This is a genomic window from Myroides oncorhynchi (assembly GCF_020905415.1).
In the GTDB taxonomy this organism is placed as follows: domain Bacteria; phylum Bacteroidota; class Bacteroidia; order Flavobacteriales; family Flavobacteriaceae; genus Flavobacterium; species Flavobacterium oncorhynchi_A.
On record NZ_JAJJMP010000001.1, the window covers coordinates 2,755,755 to 2,773,490 of the forward strand.

Annotated in this window: 17 protein-coding genes; 15 read left to right on the forward strand and 2 right to left on the reverse strand. The window is 36.0% G+C overall.

Annotated elements, in window-relative coordinates:
• The first annotated feature begins 136 nt into the window (after positions 1-136).
• From LNQ81_RS12045 to LNQ81_RS12060, 4 genes are all read left to right on the forward strand, one after another.
• A complete protein-coding gene (locus LNQ81_RS12045) occupies positions 137-442 on the forward strand; it encodes a thioredoxin family protein (RefSeq protein ID WP_229947031.1) in 306 nt (101 codons plus the stop codon).
• A gap of 13 nt (positions 443-455) precedes the next feature.
• Positions 456-959, forward strand: coding sequence for a DUF2938 domain-containing protein (locus LNQ81_RS12050; protein WP_229947032.1), 504 nt, complete (start codon positions 456-458; stop codon positions 957-959).
• 12 nt (positions 960-971) lie between these two features.
• Positions 972-1,928 (forward strand): AraC family transcriptional regulator, encoded by a 957-nt coding sequence (locus tag LNQ81_RS12055; RefSeq protein WP_229947033.1) that lies wholly within the window; start codon positions 972-974, stop codon positions 1,926-1,928.
• Between the two features lie 168 nt (positions 1,929-2,096).
• A complete protein-coding gene (locus LNQ81_RS12060) occupies positions 2,097-2,933 on the forward strand; it encodes a bifunctional transcriptional activator/DNA repair enzyme AdaA (protein ID WP_229947035.1) in 837 nt (278 codons plus the stop codon).
• Positions 2,934-3,077: 144 nt separating this feature from the next.
• Here the strand turns inward: LNQ81_RS12060 and LNQ81_RS12065 are convergent, their stop codons facing one another.
• Positions 3,078-3,452 (reverse strand): DoxX family protein, encoded by a 375-nt coding sequence (locus LNQ81_RS12065; RefSeq protein WP_229947037.1) that lies wholly within the window; start codon positions 3,450-3,452, stop codon positions 3,078-3,080.
• A 144-nt stretch (positions 3,453-3,596) separates the two neighbouring features.
• Between LNQ81_RS12065 and LNQ81_RS12070 the strand changes: the two genes are divergently transcribed.
• Together LNQ81_RS12070 and LNQ81_RS12075 are read left to right on the forward strand one after the other, a co-directional pair.
• Positions 3,597-3,971 (forward strand): winged helix-turn-helix transcriptional regulator, encoded by a 375-nt coding sequence (locus tag LNQ81_RS12070; RefSeq protein WP_229947038.1) that lies wholly within the window; start codon positions 3,597-3,599, stop codon positions 3,969-3,971.
• 91 nt (positions 3,972-4,062) lie between these two features.
• Entirely contained in the window at positions 4,063-5,055 is a 993-nt protein-coding gene (locus LNQ81_RS12075; RefSeq protein ID WP_229947040.1) for a hypothetical protein, read from the forward strand.
• A 58-nt stretch (positions 5,056-5,113) separates the two neighbouring features.
• On the opposite strand, the gene LNQ81_RS12080 is transcribed toward LNQ81_RS12075, so the two are convergent.
• The gene (locus LNQ81_RS12080) at positions 5,114-5,611 is read right to left on the reverse strand and encodes a GNAT family N-acetyltransferase (RefSeq protein WP_121965048.1); all 498 of its coding nucleotides are present in this window, start codon (positions 5,609-5,611) and stop codon (positions 5,114-5,116) included.
• 480 nt (positions 5,612-6,091) lie between these two features.
• On the opposite strand from LNQ81_RS12080, the gene LNQ81_RS12085 reads away from it, so the two are divergent.
• From LNQ81_RS12085 to LNQ81_RS12125, 9 genes are all read left to right on the forward strand, one after another.
• On the forward strand, positions 6,092-6,505 hold the full coding sequence (locus tag LNQ81_RS12085) for an HYC_CC_PP family protein (RefSeq protein WP_229947042.1): 414 nt from the start codon (positions 6,092-6,094) through the stop codon (positions 6,503-6,505).
• Between the two features lie 208 nt (positions 6,506-6,713).
• Positions 6,714-8,105 (forward strand): TolC family protein, encoded by a 1,392-nt coding sequence (locus LNQ81_RS12090; protein WP_229947044.1) that lies wholly within the window; start codon positions 6,714-6,716, stop codon positions 8,103-8,105.
• A gap of 6 nt (positions 8,106-8,111) precedes the next feature.
• Positions 8,112-11,270, forward strand: a complete 3,159-nt coding sequence (locus LNQ81_RS12095; RefSeq protein WP_229947046.1) for an efflux RND transporter permease subunit — start codon at positions 8,112-8,114, stop codon at positions 11,268-11,270.
• A 4-nt stretch (positions 11,271-11,274) separates the two neighbouring features.
• Positions 11,275-12,366 (forward strand): efflux RND transporter periplasmic adaptor subunit, encoded by a 1,092-nt coding sequence (locus LNQ81_RS12100; RefSeq protein ID WP_229947047.1) that lies wholly within the window; start codon positions 11,275-11,277, stop codon positions 12,364-12,366.
• Positions 12,367-12,380: 14 nt separating this feature from the next.
• Positions 12,381-12,869 carry a hypothetical protein gene (locus LNQ81_RS12105; protein ID WP_229947048.1) on the forward strand — a complete coding sequence of 163 codons (489 nt, stop codon included), beginning with the start codon at positions 12,381-12,383 and terminating at the stop codon, positions 12,867-12,869.
• 59 nt (positions 12,870-12,928) lie between these two features.
• Positions 12,929-13,507 (forward strand): helix-turn-helix domain-containing protein, encoded by a 579-nt coding sequence (locus LNQ81_RS12110; RefSeq protein WP_229947050.1) that lies wholly within the window; start codon positions 12,929-12,931, stop codon positions 13,505-13,507.
• Between the two features lie 1,006 nt (positions 13,508-14,513).
• A complete protein-coding gene (locus tag LNQ81_RS12115) occupies positions 14,514-15,146 on the forward strand; it encodes a LexA family transcriptional regulator (protein ID WP_229947051.1) in 633 nt (210 codons plus the stop codon).
• Positions 15,147-15,483: 337 nt separating this feature from the next.
• Positions 15,484-16,956 (forward strand): aminoacyl-histidine dipeptidase, encoded by a 1,473-nt coding sequence (locus LNQ81_RS12120; RefSeq protein WP_229947053.1) that lies wholly within the window; start codon positions 15,484-15,486, stop codon positions 16,954-16,956.
• A gap of 170 nt (positions 16,957-17,126) precedes the next feature.
• A complete protein-coding gene (locus LNQ81_RS12125) occupies positions 17,127-17,735 on the forward strand; it encodes a YceI family protein (protein WP_229947055.1) in 609 nt (202 codons plus the stop codon).
• Position 17,736 lies beyond the last annotated feature (1 nt).

Sequence of the window (17,736 nt, forward strand, 5' to 3'; positions counted from 1 at the left end):
TCCTATTTTATCTCCCATAAGAGTAAGAAGAAATAATTAGAACGCTATTAGTTTTGTATTGTCAAAATAATAGCGTTTTTTTATTACATACAAATAGCAACAACGTTATTATTCAATTTTAAAAAAGACAAGAACAATGGAAGAGTTTATAGACTTTGACGATTTAAAACGCCCTGTGTTAGTACAGTTTTACGCAGATTGGTGCGCACCGTGTAAGACACTATCAGGTATAATCGACCATATAGAGGCGGATATAGAAGCCGAGGTAGATCTGATAAGAGCAGATATAGATCAATGTAAAGAGCTAAAAGATGAGTTCTTTGTTCGTTCTGTACCCACGATGATTTTATTAAATAAGCAGGGAGATATTTATTGGCGTCAAACTGGTGTGGTTTCTCCTGAAGAAATAATGAAGCACGTGTGGCAAGTAGATAAAGAATAATTTAATTAGAATAATGAATAACGTTGTATTATTAGTGGAGTATGCTTTATTACTAGGTATTGGAGCGACTATATTTATGGATGTGTATGCAGTAGTGATTAAGAAGCTATTTAATATCCCTTCTTTAGATTATGCGATGGTTGGTAGGTGGATAGGTTCATTCCCTAAAGGAATATTTAGCCACCCCAATATTATGCAGGCTACCCCTGTGAAGAATGAGCGAGTATTAGGCTGGGTAGTGCATTATATGATTGGTATAAGTTTTGCTTTTGTATTACTGTTGATTTGTGGAATAGAATGGCTTTCAGCACCTACATTCTTACCTGCTTTAATTATAGGAATAGGGACGACTGTGTTTCCATTCTTTATGATGCAACCCGCCTTTGGCTTTGGAATAGCAGCCTCTAAAACACCCAAACCTAGTATAGTAAGATTTCGCAGTCTTCAGGCGCATACTATTTATGGAGTAGGTTTATATTTAGCAGGAGTAGTGATAAGTTTAATAATAGGGCAATAGCATAGATTAAGTATGAGCCAAAAGAATAAAGAAATCAAGGATTTAGATACTATACAGGACTTTAAGAATCATTTCTTAGTACCTGAGGATAACAGCTGTGAAGAGTGTAGCACACTCCTTTATAAGGAAGGTGCAGGGTATATGGAAGTCTTTTCTTTAGCTGATTTAAAGAAGAGAGGTGACCTATTCTTAGGAAGCCGTACACGCAAGCGTTTTTACAGTATGGTACTAGTGACTAAAGGAGAGGTGATAGAAACCATAGGACATAAAGAATATAAGTTTGGCGAGCAGATGATGTACTTCGTATCTGATAATCAGTTACACCAGATTAAAACGTGGACAGAAGATTTAGAGGGGATTATGTGCCTATTTGATTCAGATTACTTCTTGTTGTGTATTAAGCATCAGATAAAGCTAAATAGCATCCCATTCTTTCAGATGGATAAGGCTCCTTATGTACAGCTCGGAGAAAGAGAGGTAGAGATGATGAGTCACCTGTTTTGGAAGTTGAACCAAGAGCAATGTCAAAAGGAAACTTTCAACGATGATCTATTAGTGAGAATGTTCTTGAATATTATCTTGATTGAAGCAGAGCGTATTTATAATAAACAAGTCACAGCAACTCCTTTTGTATTATCTAGACAAGAGCAATTAGTGGCGAAGTATCAGCTCTTAGTTACTCAGCGTGCGATAGAATTAAAACAAGTGTCTCAGTATGCAGAACTGCTCAATGTACACCCTCATTACCTCAATGATCTAGTGAAAGAGATATCTAATCAACCCGCTAGTTATTTTATCCATAAATATCTGATAGAAGAATCTAAGAGTAGATTAATACAGACTAATGCTACGGTATCTCAGATCGCTTTAGACTTGAACTTTAAAGAAGAGTCATACTTCGGGAGATTCTTTAAGAAGAAGACAGGGTTAACACCTATACAATATAGAAAACAGCATAAGCAGCATTAATGTTGTACCCCATATTATATGTTTAGAAAGTAACTAGTTATGTAGCAAAGAAATATAATATAAGTAAGCTTTGTTGTATAAAGCTATTATTAATGAATAGCAAGAAATGGATTGTAGGAATTAATACGATTGTATTTCTTTGTATACTTGTATAACCTAATGAATGATATGGAAGTAAATAAACAATATGAAACAGCAAGAGAAGCGATAGCCTATATCGTAGCTAATCACTATCGACAGCCTAGTCTATCTGAGATAGCAAGTGCTGTGGGGTTAAGTGATTCTCACTTTCAACGTTTATTTACAGCGTGGGTAGGTAGTAGTCCTAAGCAATTCTTGAGGTATATCACACTGAATTATGCTAAATATGTCATCAAAGCGAAGTTAGAAAACACCCTGTTTGATGTAGCAGATGAGGTAGGACTGAGCAGTAGTAGCCGACTACACGATATGTTTGTGTCTATCGAAGGAATGACTCCGAATGAGTATGTTAATGGGGGAGCTACTTTAGTGATTAGCTACAGCTATTGGGATACCTTGTTTGGCAAGATGGTTGTCGCCTCTACTGTGAAGGGGATATGTCATATCGCATTTGTCGTGGATGATAATGATGGATTAGATCGGGTACGTCAAGACTTTAAAAATGCGACATTAATAGAAGAGAAGAAGGAGATACATAAGGCGGTTATCAGTATATTAAACAGACAAGGAGATTTAACCCAAGTCAAACTACACCTAAAGGGAACTCCATTCCAATTAAAAGTTTGGGAGGCGTTGTTACAGATTCCTGAAGGGCAATTAAGTACTTATGGATTATTGGCTGAGCAGTTAGAAAATCCTGGAGCTAGTAGAGCAGTGGGGACAGCCATAGGACGCAATCCTATCGCAGTGTTAATCCCCTGTCATCGTGTGATACAGCAGACGGGACTACTAGGTGGATATATGTGGGGACCTGAGAAGAAAAGACTTATCGTGAGTTGGGAGCTAAGCAAGGCTCAGCAGTAATGAACTATGAAATAGAATTATTTTGTAGTATTTAGTTAACGATGATTTTGGGATAATTGTAGATAATCTTGTTTACTTTATAGTAGATCTGTACATAAATGCATTAAGGCGAGACTTATCTAGTCTGGCCTTAATGCAATAGAATTAGTTTTGCTTAGTGCTATTTTGGGTTAATGAACTCCAGTAAGAAACTCCTAATAAAACTGCTGCCACTACTATAAAACCTAATGAACTAATAGGTTCTCCCATTGATAGATGTGCTACTGCTGCGGATATTAGGTTAATGGTAAACCCTGCATAGGCAAATCCTCTTATCTTTGATGATAAGAATGGAAGTAAGATAACGATGGCTCCTAATGCTTTTGCTATGGCTAATTCTATTCTGAAGTAATCAGGAAACCCTAGGTATACAAACGCCTCTTTCATCTCTGGTGATGCTATATAGTTATAGGCGCTAAATAACATAAAAAGAGAAAATAAAGAAGTGGATACCCAAAAGGTTATTTTTGTTGTTTTCATAATATTGTATTTTTGTCAAAGGTCAAGATTCTAGTTTAGAGCTTCCCTATTACTTTCCAAAAAGGAACTACTTTCCTATAGGATACTACTACTGAAATAATTACTTTTATAGTACCTAAAATAGGTATTAAAAAAGAAATAGAGATGAAAGATAAAACTCCGTTAAACAAGTCTTCCCAATGCCAAACTAGAATAGTTGCAATCAAGGATACCATGAGTTTACTCTCGGGAAAATGGAAGGTGTATATCATCGGAACGCTCTTATATGGAGGGAAGATGAGGTATATGGATCTGATGCGTGAAGTAGAGGGAATAGGTACTAAGATGCTGTCAAAAGAACTTCAGGACTTAGAGGCAAATCACCTAATTAGCCGCACTGTGGTAAATACAAAACCGATTACTGTGGAGTATGAATTAACAGAATATGGCAAGACCTTAGAGGGAGTTATCACTGAGATTATGGCGTGGGGACAGCACTATCGAAAAACAGTTTTTAATAGTAATGGTAATCAAATGTAATTATTTTTTCATTTTCTTATAGCTATCAGTATTTTGTATCTAAAAACAATGTAAATTTAGTATTGATATTGAACAGCTAATAAAGTAGACTATGGGTTACAGTTTATCGGGCATTGTCATTGGTAAGACATATAAGAATTCTCTTGATCTATTAAAAAAACAGATCGGTTTAGAGTTAGAATTGGTGAAAGAGATTTCATTCGAAGAAGCGACTTCGGGTAATACCGAGCACGGATACTGCGATATCTGCTTTACGGATCATGGAACGGTAGTGTTTATAGAAGAGAATCTATGTGAGGAGATGTATCTGATTAAGGATGCTAAGGTGATGACCTTTGTGTTATCAGACACGATGAAGATGTCTAGGATTATGTATAGTGATGGAGTAGGTCATAAGCGTGTACTGATCACTACTAATGACGAGGAGATAGTCAGTGAAGGTACTCCTCTAGCGATAGAAAAAGAAGGCAAAGAAGTGTCTGAATTGATTTGGGATACACTGACTGATATAATGGAAGAAGACTTCGAGCAATTAGAAGAAAGTGCTAATTGTTATAGATATAAGCTAAGTATTACAGAAGTTGATAAGTCTACAGTGCGTCAGGCTGTAATAAAAGGCAGAAGCGAATATTGCCATCTTATCTTAGAACCGAGTGAGCGATTAGTGTTTACACACGACGGTAATATCACATATAAAAAAGCAATCGTATTAGGACAAGAGGAAGGATTCCTGAAGTGGATGAAGTTTATTGTTTTGATTATGATAGTGTTATCAGTACTTTCCTACATCTATGTGAGTTGGTATTACGCTCTTATTCCACTGGCTATTATGGGGTATCTTATTTATAGTATTTATACTAACAGTGATTTATCTAAAGCTAGTGTAATAGAGAAGAAAGACGTTATCGATGTTGAATTTGTCAAACGTACGAATATCAATACCATAGGATTTGATATTCGATTTAAGGATAGTATAGGCAAGCGAAAAGTAAGAAGATTCCTACTGCCGACTAAAGGGGATAATCAAGAAGACTTTTACCAAAAAGCGATTGAGATATTTAAGAGCAATGGCTATATAAAATAAACAAAAAAAGGTATTCGTGAGAATACCTTTTTAACCTACATCACGTATTAGCCAAATACTACTTCCACCAGTAGTAATAGTTATGTCCACCGTCATATACGAATCCGCATCTAGGGTATAGTGTATTACCGATGTCGTTCGTCTTCTCTGTTTCTAGCATAAGTCCACACGCATTCGTCTCGTCACACCACTGCTTCGCTCTGTCGATAATCGCCACTGATAGCCCAATACCTCTGTACTCTGGGTGTACGAATAGATCACTTAACAGCCATTGTTTCTCTAGTTTGATATAGTGAAACAGTTCGTATAACTGTACGAATCCCACTGCCTGCCCATCTACATAGGCTAAGAAGATATGTGACTGATCATTTGATAGGCGGTCTTTTAAGAATTGTTTTCCTTTCTCGTAGTTAGATTCTTGTCTGTAGAATACGCGATACATATCGAATAACATCGCTGCGTCTTCTAAGTGTTCTAAAGTTGCTTTTACTAGAGTAGCCGTTGTGTTTTTAAGAGTTACTTGTAGTTTAGTTACTCCAGTGTTAGTTGTTGTCATAAGTATTTATTCGTTTAAAATTTCGAGGCAAATGTCTTGTAAATTAGGTAGGGAAGAATAGACCAGTTTTTAAATAGTTTAGTAGTCCTGTGGGAGGTGGTAAATGTTTTTGAATAGTGATAGTGCGTTGAGAGAGTAACGGTTAACTTTATGAAGGTGTATAGAAAGTCAAGATAAAATGATAGAAGATGATTTAGGATAAGAAGCTAAAAGGGAATAATGGAAACAAAAGTGCTGTTAATTAATGAACTAAAGTTAGAGGACTCTTGATTTAAGAGTTTCGGTTATAGTATAGTTGAAAATATATAATCTCCTAAGCATACCGCTTAGGAGGTTATTCTTTTAATACTTCACAGTCTGACTTGCTAGAACTTCTTTATAACTATCAACTAAAGAGATAAACACAATAATTATACAACAACTAACCAAAATAATATAACAACTCCGTGGGATGAGAGTATTACTTTTGACCCTAAGATTATGAAAAAACTATTCGTCATATTATTCGCATTATTGTACACAGGCTTGGCTTCAGGCTTCAGTACATATCAGCACATCTGCCAAGGATTAGTGCAGCAAACGAGTATGTCTAATACCCAGACTGACGATTATAACTGTGGATTCTGTGCAAGAACAGGTAAGACAGTAAAAGAACCTAAGAAGTACTGCTGCGAAGAAAAAGTAGAAGTGGTAAAGGTGAAAGCTGAGGTACAGAACAATTCATTTAAAATCTTAAAAATAAACTTCTTTGCAGATGCGATATTGCACCGTTACTTCGGTGCTGTATATGAGTTCGCCACTACTGTACAAGATAATTTTACTACTTATACTTACTATTTATACAAGGTTAAATCTATCCCGCTGTATATCAAGAATTGCGTTTATAGACTTTGATTAAATACAATGTTTTAAGCATACTTATTCACCGTATTTTGCTTTAGCAGATACTGTCCCTATCCATTTATTGTCCTTATCTGATTAGCTAAGACTGGAGGTCTTGTGAATCGTTAATAGATATATAGGCTTAATTAGTAGGGTAATATTGCCCTAAAGAGGAGGATAAGTATACAATAATATTGTATAATTAATCACATCTTTTCATATGAAAATTAATAGGATAGCACTGTTTGTCCTATTGGGTGCGACGTCTATGTCTTATGGACAAAAACTCACGTTAGACGCTGCATTAAAACAGGCTATAGAACGATATGACCTGATTAAGGTCAAAGAAGCAAGACTTCGTGCTTCTGAAGAAAATACTACCAACCAAAAAGGAAATTACTTTCCTGATTTAACATTCGGTGCCCAACAAAGTTTCGGTACCATCAATGCGCAGAACGGTCCGATGTATGCATACGGAGGATTAGGATCTGCAGCTACCTCTATGCCCTTAGCAGAGCAGAGTTGGAATGCAGCTTTTGGTTCATTATATTTTGCTAATGTCAATTGGAATATCTTCTCTTTTGGTAAAACGAAGGAAAGCATAACTATGGCAAAGGCTCAACAGTCGGTTAATCTTAAGGATTTAGAACAAGAGATTTTTCAACAACAAGTAAAAGTAAGTGCTACGTACTTGAACCTATTAGCCTCTCAGCGTATTAAATATGTGCAACAAAAGAATTTGGAGCGCGCGAGAGTATTCCACGAAGTTACAGCTGCTAAGGCAAAGAGTGGCTTATTACCACAAGTAGATGAGCGATTAGCAATGGCTGAAGTAGCTAATGCAGAAGCATTACACATCAAATCGTATGATAAAGAGATAGAGTTTAATAAACACTTAGCAGTGTTATTAGATGAGCAAACGAAGCTTTATACGTTAGATGATGTATTCGTATTAGACAAGCCTATGCTATTAGAAGAGCCTACTAAATCAAGAGATCAACACCCTGTACTATTATGGCAAGAGAGCAAAATAGAGCAAAGTGAGTCTATGGAACGCTTAGTGACTAAAGGTAGTCTACCTACGCTGAATGCCTTCGGAGTACTACAAGGTAGAGGATCTGGGTTTGATTATAACTACGTGCAGGATAACAGTGCTTACTCTACAGCTTATGGTAAGGGGGTAGGTATCGATAGAGGGAACTACTTAGTAGGGCTTCAATTGACTTGGAATATATCTAATTATTTTAGAACAACATATAAGCGTAAACAACAAGAATACATCACAAAGAGCTATGCGTATGAATTCGATCAAATGGATAAAGAATTGGCTAACCAAATCACTTTAACCAAAGAGAAGTATACTAACGCAGAAGCGGTGTGGACACAAAGCAAGATACAGTTAGAGGCTGCAGATGTAGCTTTTAAACAACAGAAAGCTTTATACGACAATGGATTGAGCAACTTAGTTGATTTTACTCAAGCGCTGTATACCCTACAACGCGCAGAGATAGACTACGAAATCGCTCAAAACAATGTGTGGCAATCGCTACTGTTACAAGCATCAGCTTATGGTGATATTCAATATTTGTTAAACGCTATTCCCCTAAAATAAGATAGTATGAATTTAATTCGTTTTGCCCTGCGCAAGCCGATATCTATTATGGTATTGGTAATAGGATTGTTGTTCTTCGGAATAAAGTCTTCTAAAGAGATTCCAGTAGATATACTTCCTGAAATGAACTTACCAGTGGTGTACATTGCCCACTCATTTAATGGGTACACACCACAGCAAATGGAAGGTTATTTCACGAAGATGTATGTGAATATGATGCTTTTCGCCAATGGTATTAAGAGTATCGATACTAAGAATACACAAGGGTTGACCCTGATGAAAATAGAGTTTTACGAGGGTACAGATATGGGAGAGGCTATTGCGTCTATCTCAGCACTGTCTAACCGTTCAGTAATCTTCTTGCCACCAGGAGCACCGCCACCGTTTATTATTCGTTTTGATGCTTCTTCTCAACCTGTTGGGCAGTTAGTATTCCGTTCAGAAACGAAGACGAATAATGAGCTTCAAGATATTGCCAACTTTGCTGCACGTCCTTTCTTGATTAAGATTCCTGGACTGACTACAGCACCACCATTTGGGGGATCGCCTCGTACGATAGAGATTAATATCGACCCAAATAAACTACGCACACACCATATCAGCCCAGAGCAAGTGGTAGAAGCGATTATTAGACAAAACGTAACGATGCCTTCTGGTAACGTATATGTAGGAGACAAGAACTATTTGACTCCTACTAATAATACGCTTAAGACAGTAGCGGAGTTTGGAGATATTCCTTTGTTTAAAGGACAAGTAGATAACGTGTTTATCCGTGATGTTGCAACGGTAAAAGATGGTGCAGATATTACTACAGGATACGCTTTAGTAGATGGAAAACGATCTGTATATATCAACATTGCTAAATCAGGTAAAGCATCTACATATGATGTAGTAGAGAAGTTAAAAGAGTCGTTGCCAATGATTCAGAATAACTTACCTGATGATGTGAAAATCTCTTATGAGTTTGACCAATCAGTGAATGTTATTAATGCGGTAAAGAGTTTAATCGTAGAGGGAGTACTAGGAGCATTGTTAACAGGGTTAATGGTTATGCTGTTCCTAAGAGATCCACGTGGAGCCTTAATCGTGATTATGACTATTCCGATTGCTATTATATCAGCAGTACTATTCTTAAAGATGTTTGGTCAGACGATTAATATTATGACTTTATCTGGATTAGCCTTAGCGATAGGAATCTTGGTGGATGAGAGTACCGTGACCATAGAGAATATACATCAGCACTTTGCCCTTGGCAAGAATAAGGCACAGGCGATATGGGATGCGTGTAAGGAGATTGCGTTCCCTAAGCTGTTAATCTTATTTAGCATCTTGGCGGTATTTGCACCAGCCTTTATGATGACGGGTATTCCAGGAGCATTATTTATGCCATTGGCGATGTCTATTGGATTTGCGATGACAGTATCCTTCTTATTATCTCAGACTTTCGTGCCGATTATGGCTAACTGGCTGATGAAGTATGATCCATCTAAGCACGCGATTCCTGAAGAAGCCAAAGGATTTGATAAGTTTAAGAATAGAGTAGTGGCAGGTATCGAGAAAGTGATGCCAATGAAGAAGATGATTGTTGTAGGATCTATTGTATTGGCGTTTTTATCAGTGGCATTTATGTACCAAAACATTGGTAAAGACGTATTGCCAACAGTGAACTCAAGTCAAGTACAACTGCGTATTACAGCACCTGAGGGGACGCGTATCGAGCATACGGAAATTAAAGTGAAGAAACTGTTGACAGAGTTAGAAGACTTGTTTGGAAAAGAGAAGATAGCGATATCATCAGCTTTCGTAGGACAGCACCCTTCATCGTTTGCGGTAAGCCCTATTTACTTATATAATGCAGGGCCTCACGAAGCTTCTATGCAGATCGCATTTAAAGATTTCGGTGGTAATACAGATGAGTTAAAAGATCAGATACGCGAGCGTATTAAAGAGAAAATGCCAGAGTTAAAACTGACATTCGAACCGATCGAATTAACAGAGAAGATCTTGAGTCAAGGAACAAATACGCCTATCGAGATTAGGGTATCTGGTATGATGCGTAAGATGAATATGATGACAGCTAATAAGTTGTTAGTGAAGTTAAATGAGATAGACTATATGCGTGATCAGAAGATGCCTATCTCAATGAATTATCCATCATACGAAATCAATATAGATAGAGTACGTGCAGCACAGCTTGGCTTAGACGCTATGGATATTGCCAAATCATTAGTAGCTACTACTGCTTCGTCTCGTTATACGAATCGTAATATGTGGGTAGGAGGTATGATGGGTATTGCGTATGATGTACAAGTACAGATGCCTCAAAATCAATTAAACAGTAAGCAGGAATTAGAGAATATTCCGTTGAGCAAGAACTCAGATAGACCTGTGTTAAGTGACGTGGCTACAGTAACAGAGGGCAAAGCACTTGCAGAAAGTTACAATGAGGGAACGATGGGATACATTACTGTGATTGCTAACGTGCATAAAACAGACTTAAATAGAGCAAAAGAAGATGTGGAAAAAGCGATAGCTGAATTAGGTGAATTGCCAAAAGGAGTAAACGTACAGTTAATGGGTATGGCTCCAGTGTTAGATGATACGATGAATAGCTTGGCAAGTGGACTGTTAATTGCTATTATAGTAATCTTCTTAATGCTTACGGCTAACTTCCAATCATTTAAAGTGTCGTTTGTGATCTTGACTACAGTGCCATTTGTTATGTTGGGATCTTTATTATTACTGAAAGCAACGGGGTCTACTGTCAATCTACAGTCTTATATGGGAATCATTATGTCAGTCGGGGTGTCTATTGCCAATGCTGTACTGTTGATTAACAATGCGGAGACATTGAGAAAAACAGGATGGACAGCAACAGCTGCGGCTATAGAGGCTACTAAGCTTCGTATTAGACCAATTGCGATGACAACGATAGCGATGATAGCAGGTATGTTACCTATGGCGATAGGACACGGAGAAGGAAGTGAGCAGGTAGCACCACTGGGAAGAGCAGTTATCGGAGGTTTGTTAGCTTCTACTGTATCTGTGTTGATCATCTTGCCGATGGTATTTGCTTGGGTAATGAATAAAGTGGATAGAACATCTCCATCATTAGACCCAGAAGACGAAGAAAGTACTCATTATTCACCGATTGAAAATAAATAAGAAAATGAAAAGATTATATATAGCACTTGTTAGCCTTGTTGTATTTACGGCGTGTGCAGATAAGAAGACTCCTGAAGTAAAAGACGCAAAAGATGAAAAGGGAGGAATGAATATGGCGATGAATAAAATGGAAACAGTAGCGATAGAGAAGATGAATCCTGCTGTTCCCTTACAACTGCCTGGTGAGTTAAGAGCAGACCAGCGTACAGAGATATTTGCTAAAGTGAACAGTTATGTGACTGACCTAAAAGTAGACATCGGGAGTACAGTAAAGAAAGGACAAGTGATGATGATACTTGACGCTCCAGAGATACAAGCACAGGTAGCAAATGCACAGTCTAAATGGAAAGGACAAGAGGCAATCTATATTGCAACTAAAGCAACGTACGACAGAACATTAAAAGCAAATCAGACGCAGGGAGCGATAGCACCTGATTATTTAGAGCAAGTAACCGCTAAGATGTTAGCTGATAAAGCACAGTTAGCAGCATCTAAATCAGCGTATGAGGAGATGAAAAATATCGATCAGTACTTAGTGATTAGAGCGCCATTTGACGGGGTAGTTACAGATAGACAGGTGGATAAAGGAGCTTATGTAGGGCCGATGAGTAAGTTGCCACTTCTTATTGTAGAGGATACAGGTAAGTTGCGTTTAAATTTATCTATTTCGGAGGCTAATACACCTTATGTAAAAGAAGGAGATACCGTGAAGTTTAAAGTGCGTACACTACCACAAAAGGAGTTTACAGGTGTAGTAACACGTAGGGCAGGAAGTTTAGACTTAAAGTTGCGTTCTGAGCAGATCCAAGCTGATATCAGCAATGGTGAGCATTTACTTAAGCCCAATATGATAGCAGATGCTACTGTAAACTTAAAAAGTACTGAGCCTACATTCTTTGTTCCTAAGTCAGCCTTAGTAGATAGCAATCTTGGGATGTATATAATAGAGGTAAAGAATGGTACAGCTTACCATATAAAAGTTGCTAAAGGACGTGTAAACGGAATGATGGTAGAGGTATTCGGTGATATAACACCAGGTGCTAAAATCTTAAAGATGGCAACAGAAGAGATAATGAATGAACAAAAATTAATGTAATAAAAATGATGATTATGAGAACATTTGCAATTAGAAGTTTAGCAGTAGTAGGATTAAGTTTACTTACTATCGCTTGTGGAGAGAAAAAAGAAGCTGTAGTAGAAGCAGCTCCTGCACAAGAAAACCATGCGGATCACGCAAACCACGACATGCATTCAATGCATAAAAACGAAGAACCTGCTGGAGCGATGGCTGCCAATGGTCAGTTTAAAAAAGGAGATGCTGTTCCAAGTGATTTAGTGTGTATGGTAAATGATGCGTACATGGGGAACAAACAATTAGAAGTAGAGCACGAAGGAAAAATGTATTACGGATGTTGTGAAATGTGTAAAACAAGAATCCCACAGGATGCAACTGTACGTGCAGCTGTAGATCCTTATTCATTAAAATCGGTGGATAAAGCAGAGGCTTACATTGTAATAATCGGTAACAATGGAGAGGTAGCTTACTTCGAAAACGAAGATAACTACAAGAAGTTTGTGGCTGAAGGTAAACTAGGTTAATAATAGAATAATAGGAGTGCTGATTAGTCATTCGGCACTCCTTTTTAAAAAGAGGAGATATGGAGGAGTATTCAGTTATTTTACACATTAAAAATATGGTTTGCTATCGATGTATTTTAGTCGTGGAGCAAGAGCTTAAGAAGATAGGAATACTAGAAGCAAAGGTACAGTTAGGTAAAGTGGCACTCATGTATAGTTTAAGTGAACAGACGCTTACGAGTTTTGAGGAAAGATTACAGGTGTTAGGATTTGAGTTGTTAGTGGAGAAGCAAGAGATCGTTATAGAGAGTATTAAACAGTTAATTCTAGAGATTGTTCAGAAGGACACAAGACTAGCTACTAAATTATCTTATTTGATATCAGAGAATCTAGGGATAGATTATAGTTACGCAAGTAAGATGTTTTCGGAGCGAGAGTCTATTACGATAGAGAAGTTTTATATCTATCAACGTATTGAGCGTGTGAAAGAGTATATATCTTATGGGGAAATGACTTTATTAGAGATTGCCAATAAGATGTATTACAACGATTTAAGTCATTTAAGCAAACAGTTTAAAAGTGTAATGGGAATGTCTCCATCTCAATATAAAAAGGAACAAAATTATAATAGAAATTATATTGATAAAATAATTACTTAAATCTGAAACTACTAAGAGTTTAAGATTATTACTTAGTTTGATGCGCTATGCAGGTGAGAGTGCATAGTATTTTTTTATTTGTACTTACCCTGAATGTAGAATAGCCTGTCTATTTGTAATTCAGGATTAAAAGAGGACGTCGGGAGATGATCCTCTTTTTTTGTAGAATAATAAGAGTAATACTAGCCATGTTTTTTATGATTAAATGAGTTTTTTCTAAAGGATTATATCTTAATATGTCACTTTATACCCTAAGGGTATAAAGTAGGGGCGATTATACATTGAATATAAAATAAGGAATTAGCTTTTTGTGATTTAGTCACTGAATGAGATTATGTCTCTGCTGATAAAAAGCTATAAATGTGATATTCTCATTAAGTGATTAAATGTGTTTTAAAGATTGTTTCTATGTGTTTTATTTGATTTGTTGTACTGTTTTTTAAATATATATTATAAGTTAATTGTTGGTATTTTGTTATGTAAAATATTGTTTAAAGTGATTTTTATTGAAAATAAATTCAAAGTGTGGACTGTATTGTTGAATAATCTATGTTTGTACAAGAGAAATTTTTATTTACATAAAGGCTTTTATTAACTGTAATATATACCCTAATAAAACCGAAAATAACCTGTTATTCTATGGGATAGCTTGTGTATACCGTTACTTTTAAACGTCAAATATACCTATATAGGTACTGAAAGGAGAGGGTAAAGCGATTAATAGTATTGTCAATCAGTTCAATCTTATTTGTGATTTTAAATTAGATAGAACTTCACTTATTCATTAGAATATGACCTTATAATGCTTGATTGAAAAATTACAAGTCTACTTTTATTGTTAATGTATATGTATTTAATTTGCTGATTTTTAATTGTTTGGTTTTTTGTTTTTGAAATAAATGTCAATAAAAATATATTGAGTTAATTTAATGGCATAATAATTGTTTAGTTGTCAATATGCGAATAAAGTGGTTGAAAAAAAATAGAATTAAAAAATGCGAAAAATATGAAAAATAGTGAAAGTGTAATTAAGAAGTTAAAACAGTTATTAGGAATCAAAACTGATTTAGAATTAGCTAATATATTAGAGGTAAAACCAAATACAGTTTCTTCATGGAAATCTAGAGAAACTTTGCAATATGAAAAAATCATGAATCTGTGTAAAGAACACAAAATAGATTTGAATGAGTTGTTTTTCTCTAATACACATAAAGTGTTTAATACAGATTTGCAAAAGAGAAAGGTCAAAATGATATCAGTAGATCACCACTTTGAGTATTTCTTAAATCCAGAGAGAACGTGGGCTACATCACCTAGTTTTGTTTTTCCAACGGAAGAAGAAATTGATACAGCCTTTCAGATTTCGGCAGAGAATATGTATCCTACTGTTAAGGTGTCTTCGTATGTTTTGACAAAAAGAATAACAATCGAAGATATTAAACCATGGGGTATTTATGTAGTAGTCATAGAAGGTAAAGGGGTATTGTGTTATAGATTTAAGAGATATACAGAGAGTGGTGAGTTATCATTTATTAGTGATAATGAGACCTACGATAATTTGGTTGTTAGCCCTCAGGATGTTAGGGAAGTATTCTGTGTAAGAGGAGCTTTCTTAGGGAATTTGAAAAATCTTTCATAGTTTTTATATTTATTTTAGTAAAAGGGTTTTCACTATGTGGAAACCTTTTTTTTATATTCACTTTGATTAATTAAGGGGATGTTGATTCTTGCGCAATAGAATCAAATTGTTTTTAAAGAAATAGAATCATCTTGATGAGTTGGAGAGATACAGATTTAAATTTAGTGTAATAGACTAGGAAAGAGTGTTTTTTGCTTAAAAGGAGTGTTTAAGTTAGGTAAACATAAGGATTTATATTAACAATTAGATTATTGAATTTTATTAGGGAATTGCCTTGTATTTGTTTAGAATGTTCTAAATTTGAAGTGATATTTTGAATAATAAAATAGATTAAGATATGAGTCAAGAAGTTAGAGGATTAGAGCCTAAGAACTTATGGAACAAGTTCGCTGATCTAAACGCAGTGCCACGTCCTTCAAAGAAAGAAGAACGTGTGATTGAGTTTATGATGAACTTTGGTAAGTCTTTAGGTTTAGAAACTATAAAAGATGAAGTAGGTAATGTTATTATTAAAAAGCCTGCTACTAAAGGAATGGAGAACAGAAAGACTATTGTGATGCAATCACACTTAGATATGGTTCACCAAAAAAATAACGATACAGTATTTGACTTCGACACACAAGGAATCGACATGTATGTAGAAGATGGATGGGTTAGAGCTAGAGGTACTACATTAGGTGCTGATAACGGTATCGGTGTGGCTTCTATCATGGCTATCTTAGAGAGTAATGAAATCCCTCACCCAGCTATCGAAGCGTTATTTACTATCGATGAAGAGACTGGTATGACTGGTGCTAAAGGCCTTCAAGGTGGTATGTTAGAAGGAGAGATTCTTTTGAACTTAGATACTGAAGAGGATGACGAGATAGATATCGGATGTGCTGGTGGTGTGGATGTAACTGCATCTGCTGAATATGATGAAGAAGCTACTCCAGAAGGATCTGTAGGATATAGAATCACTGTAAAAGGTCTTAAAGGAGGTCACTCTGGTATGGATATTCACAAGGGGTTAGGAAATGCAAATAAGATCATGAATAGATTGTTATTTGATGCTTTTGACAACTTTGGATTACAGATTGCTAAGATTAAAGGCGGAAGTTTGCGTAATGCTATTCCTAGAGAGAGCGTTGCTGAGGTAATCATCGCAAGTACTTTTGACGAGGCATTCGTATTTGATATGATGTCTATCGTAGATGAAATCAAAGCTGAGTTACATACTGTAGACCCTGACTTTGAAGTAGTATTTGATAAGTTAGAAGAAGCAGAGACTCCTAAGTTAGTAATGCCTTCTATGGCACAGTACTTCTTTGTGAGATCGATGTATACAGCTCATAATGGTGTACACCGTATGGCTCCTGACTTCGAAGATTTAGTAGAAGCATCTAATAATATCGCTAAGGTAGAATTAGGAGATGGAAAGTTAGTAGTGAAGTGTCTAACGCGTTCGTCAGTAGAATCATCTAAGTTAGATGTAGCTAATGGATTGCGTTCTGCATTCGAATTAATGGGATGTGAAGTAGAGTTCTCTGGTTCTTACCCAGGATGGACTCCTAACTCAGAATCTGAAATCTTAGATGTATTAGTAGATATCTACGAAAAACAAGTAGGAGAGAAACCAAGTGTAGTAGCTTGTCACGCTGGATTAGAGTGTGGTATCTTAGGAACTAACTATCCTGATATGGATATGATTTCTTTTGGACCTACTATCCGTGGAGCTCATTCCCCTGTAGAGCGTGCTAATATCGCATCTGTACAGAAATATTGGAAATTCTTATTAGAGATTTTAACTCAGATACCTGAGAAGAAATAATCTAATATAGTTACATATAGAAGACGCCTTAATCGGCGTCTTTTTTATTGTTGTTATTTTAGTAAGGATAGATAACCTTTTTTGAGGCTATAGAAAAATTAATGTTTAATTAAGATTAAACTGTTATGAAATTAGTACTTTAGACGTTATCAAATAAAAACTCAATATTTATGAAAAAATCACTTTTAGCCTTAGCTTTTATTGGAGCTTTTGCAATCTCTTGTGGTGAGAAAAAAGATGCGAATACAACAGAACCAACTACTGAAACTACAACAGAGCAAGTAGAAGCACCTGTAGCAAAAGAGTTGACCTACACAATGGAATGGACAGCTTTTAAAACTCCTAAAAAAGTAGGTGTTAAAGGAACTTTTACAGATATCAAATTAAATGATGTCAAAGCTGATGCAGCGACTTTAGAAGAATCTTTAAAAGGAGCTAACTTCGTGATTACTACTTCGTCTGTAAGTACTAATGATGCAGGAAGAGATGAGAAATTAAAAGTAGAGTTCTTCGCTAAGATGATGGGAAATATCAATGGTTTCTTTGGAGAGTTTAAAGACGGTAAAGTAATGGTAAACTTGACAATGAATGGAGTAAGTAAAGAGAAAGAGTTTACTTACACAGTAGAAGGAGATGCGCTTAAGTTAAATGGAGGTATTGACATCATCGCAGACTTTACAGCACAAGCAGCTTTTGATAGCTTACATACAGCTTGTAAAGATTTACACGAAGGTAAAACTTTCACAGAAGTAGAGCTTTCTGCAGAGATTAAAAAATAAT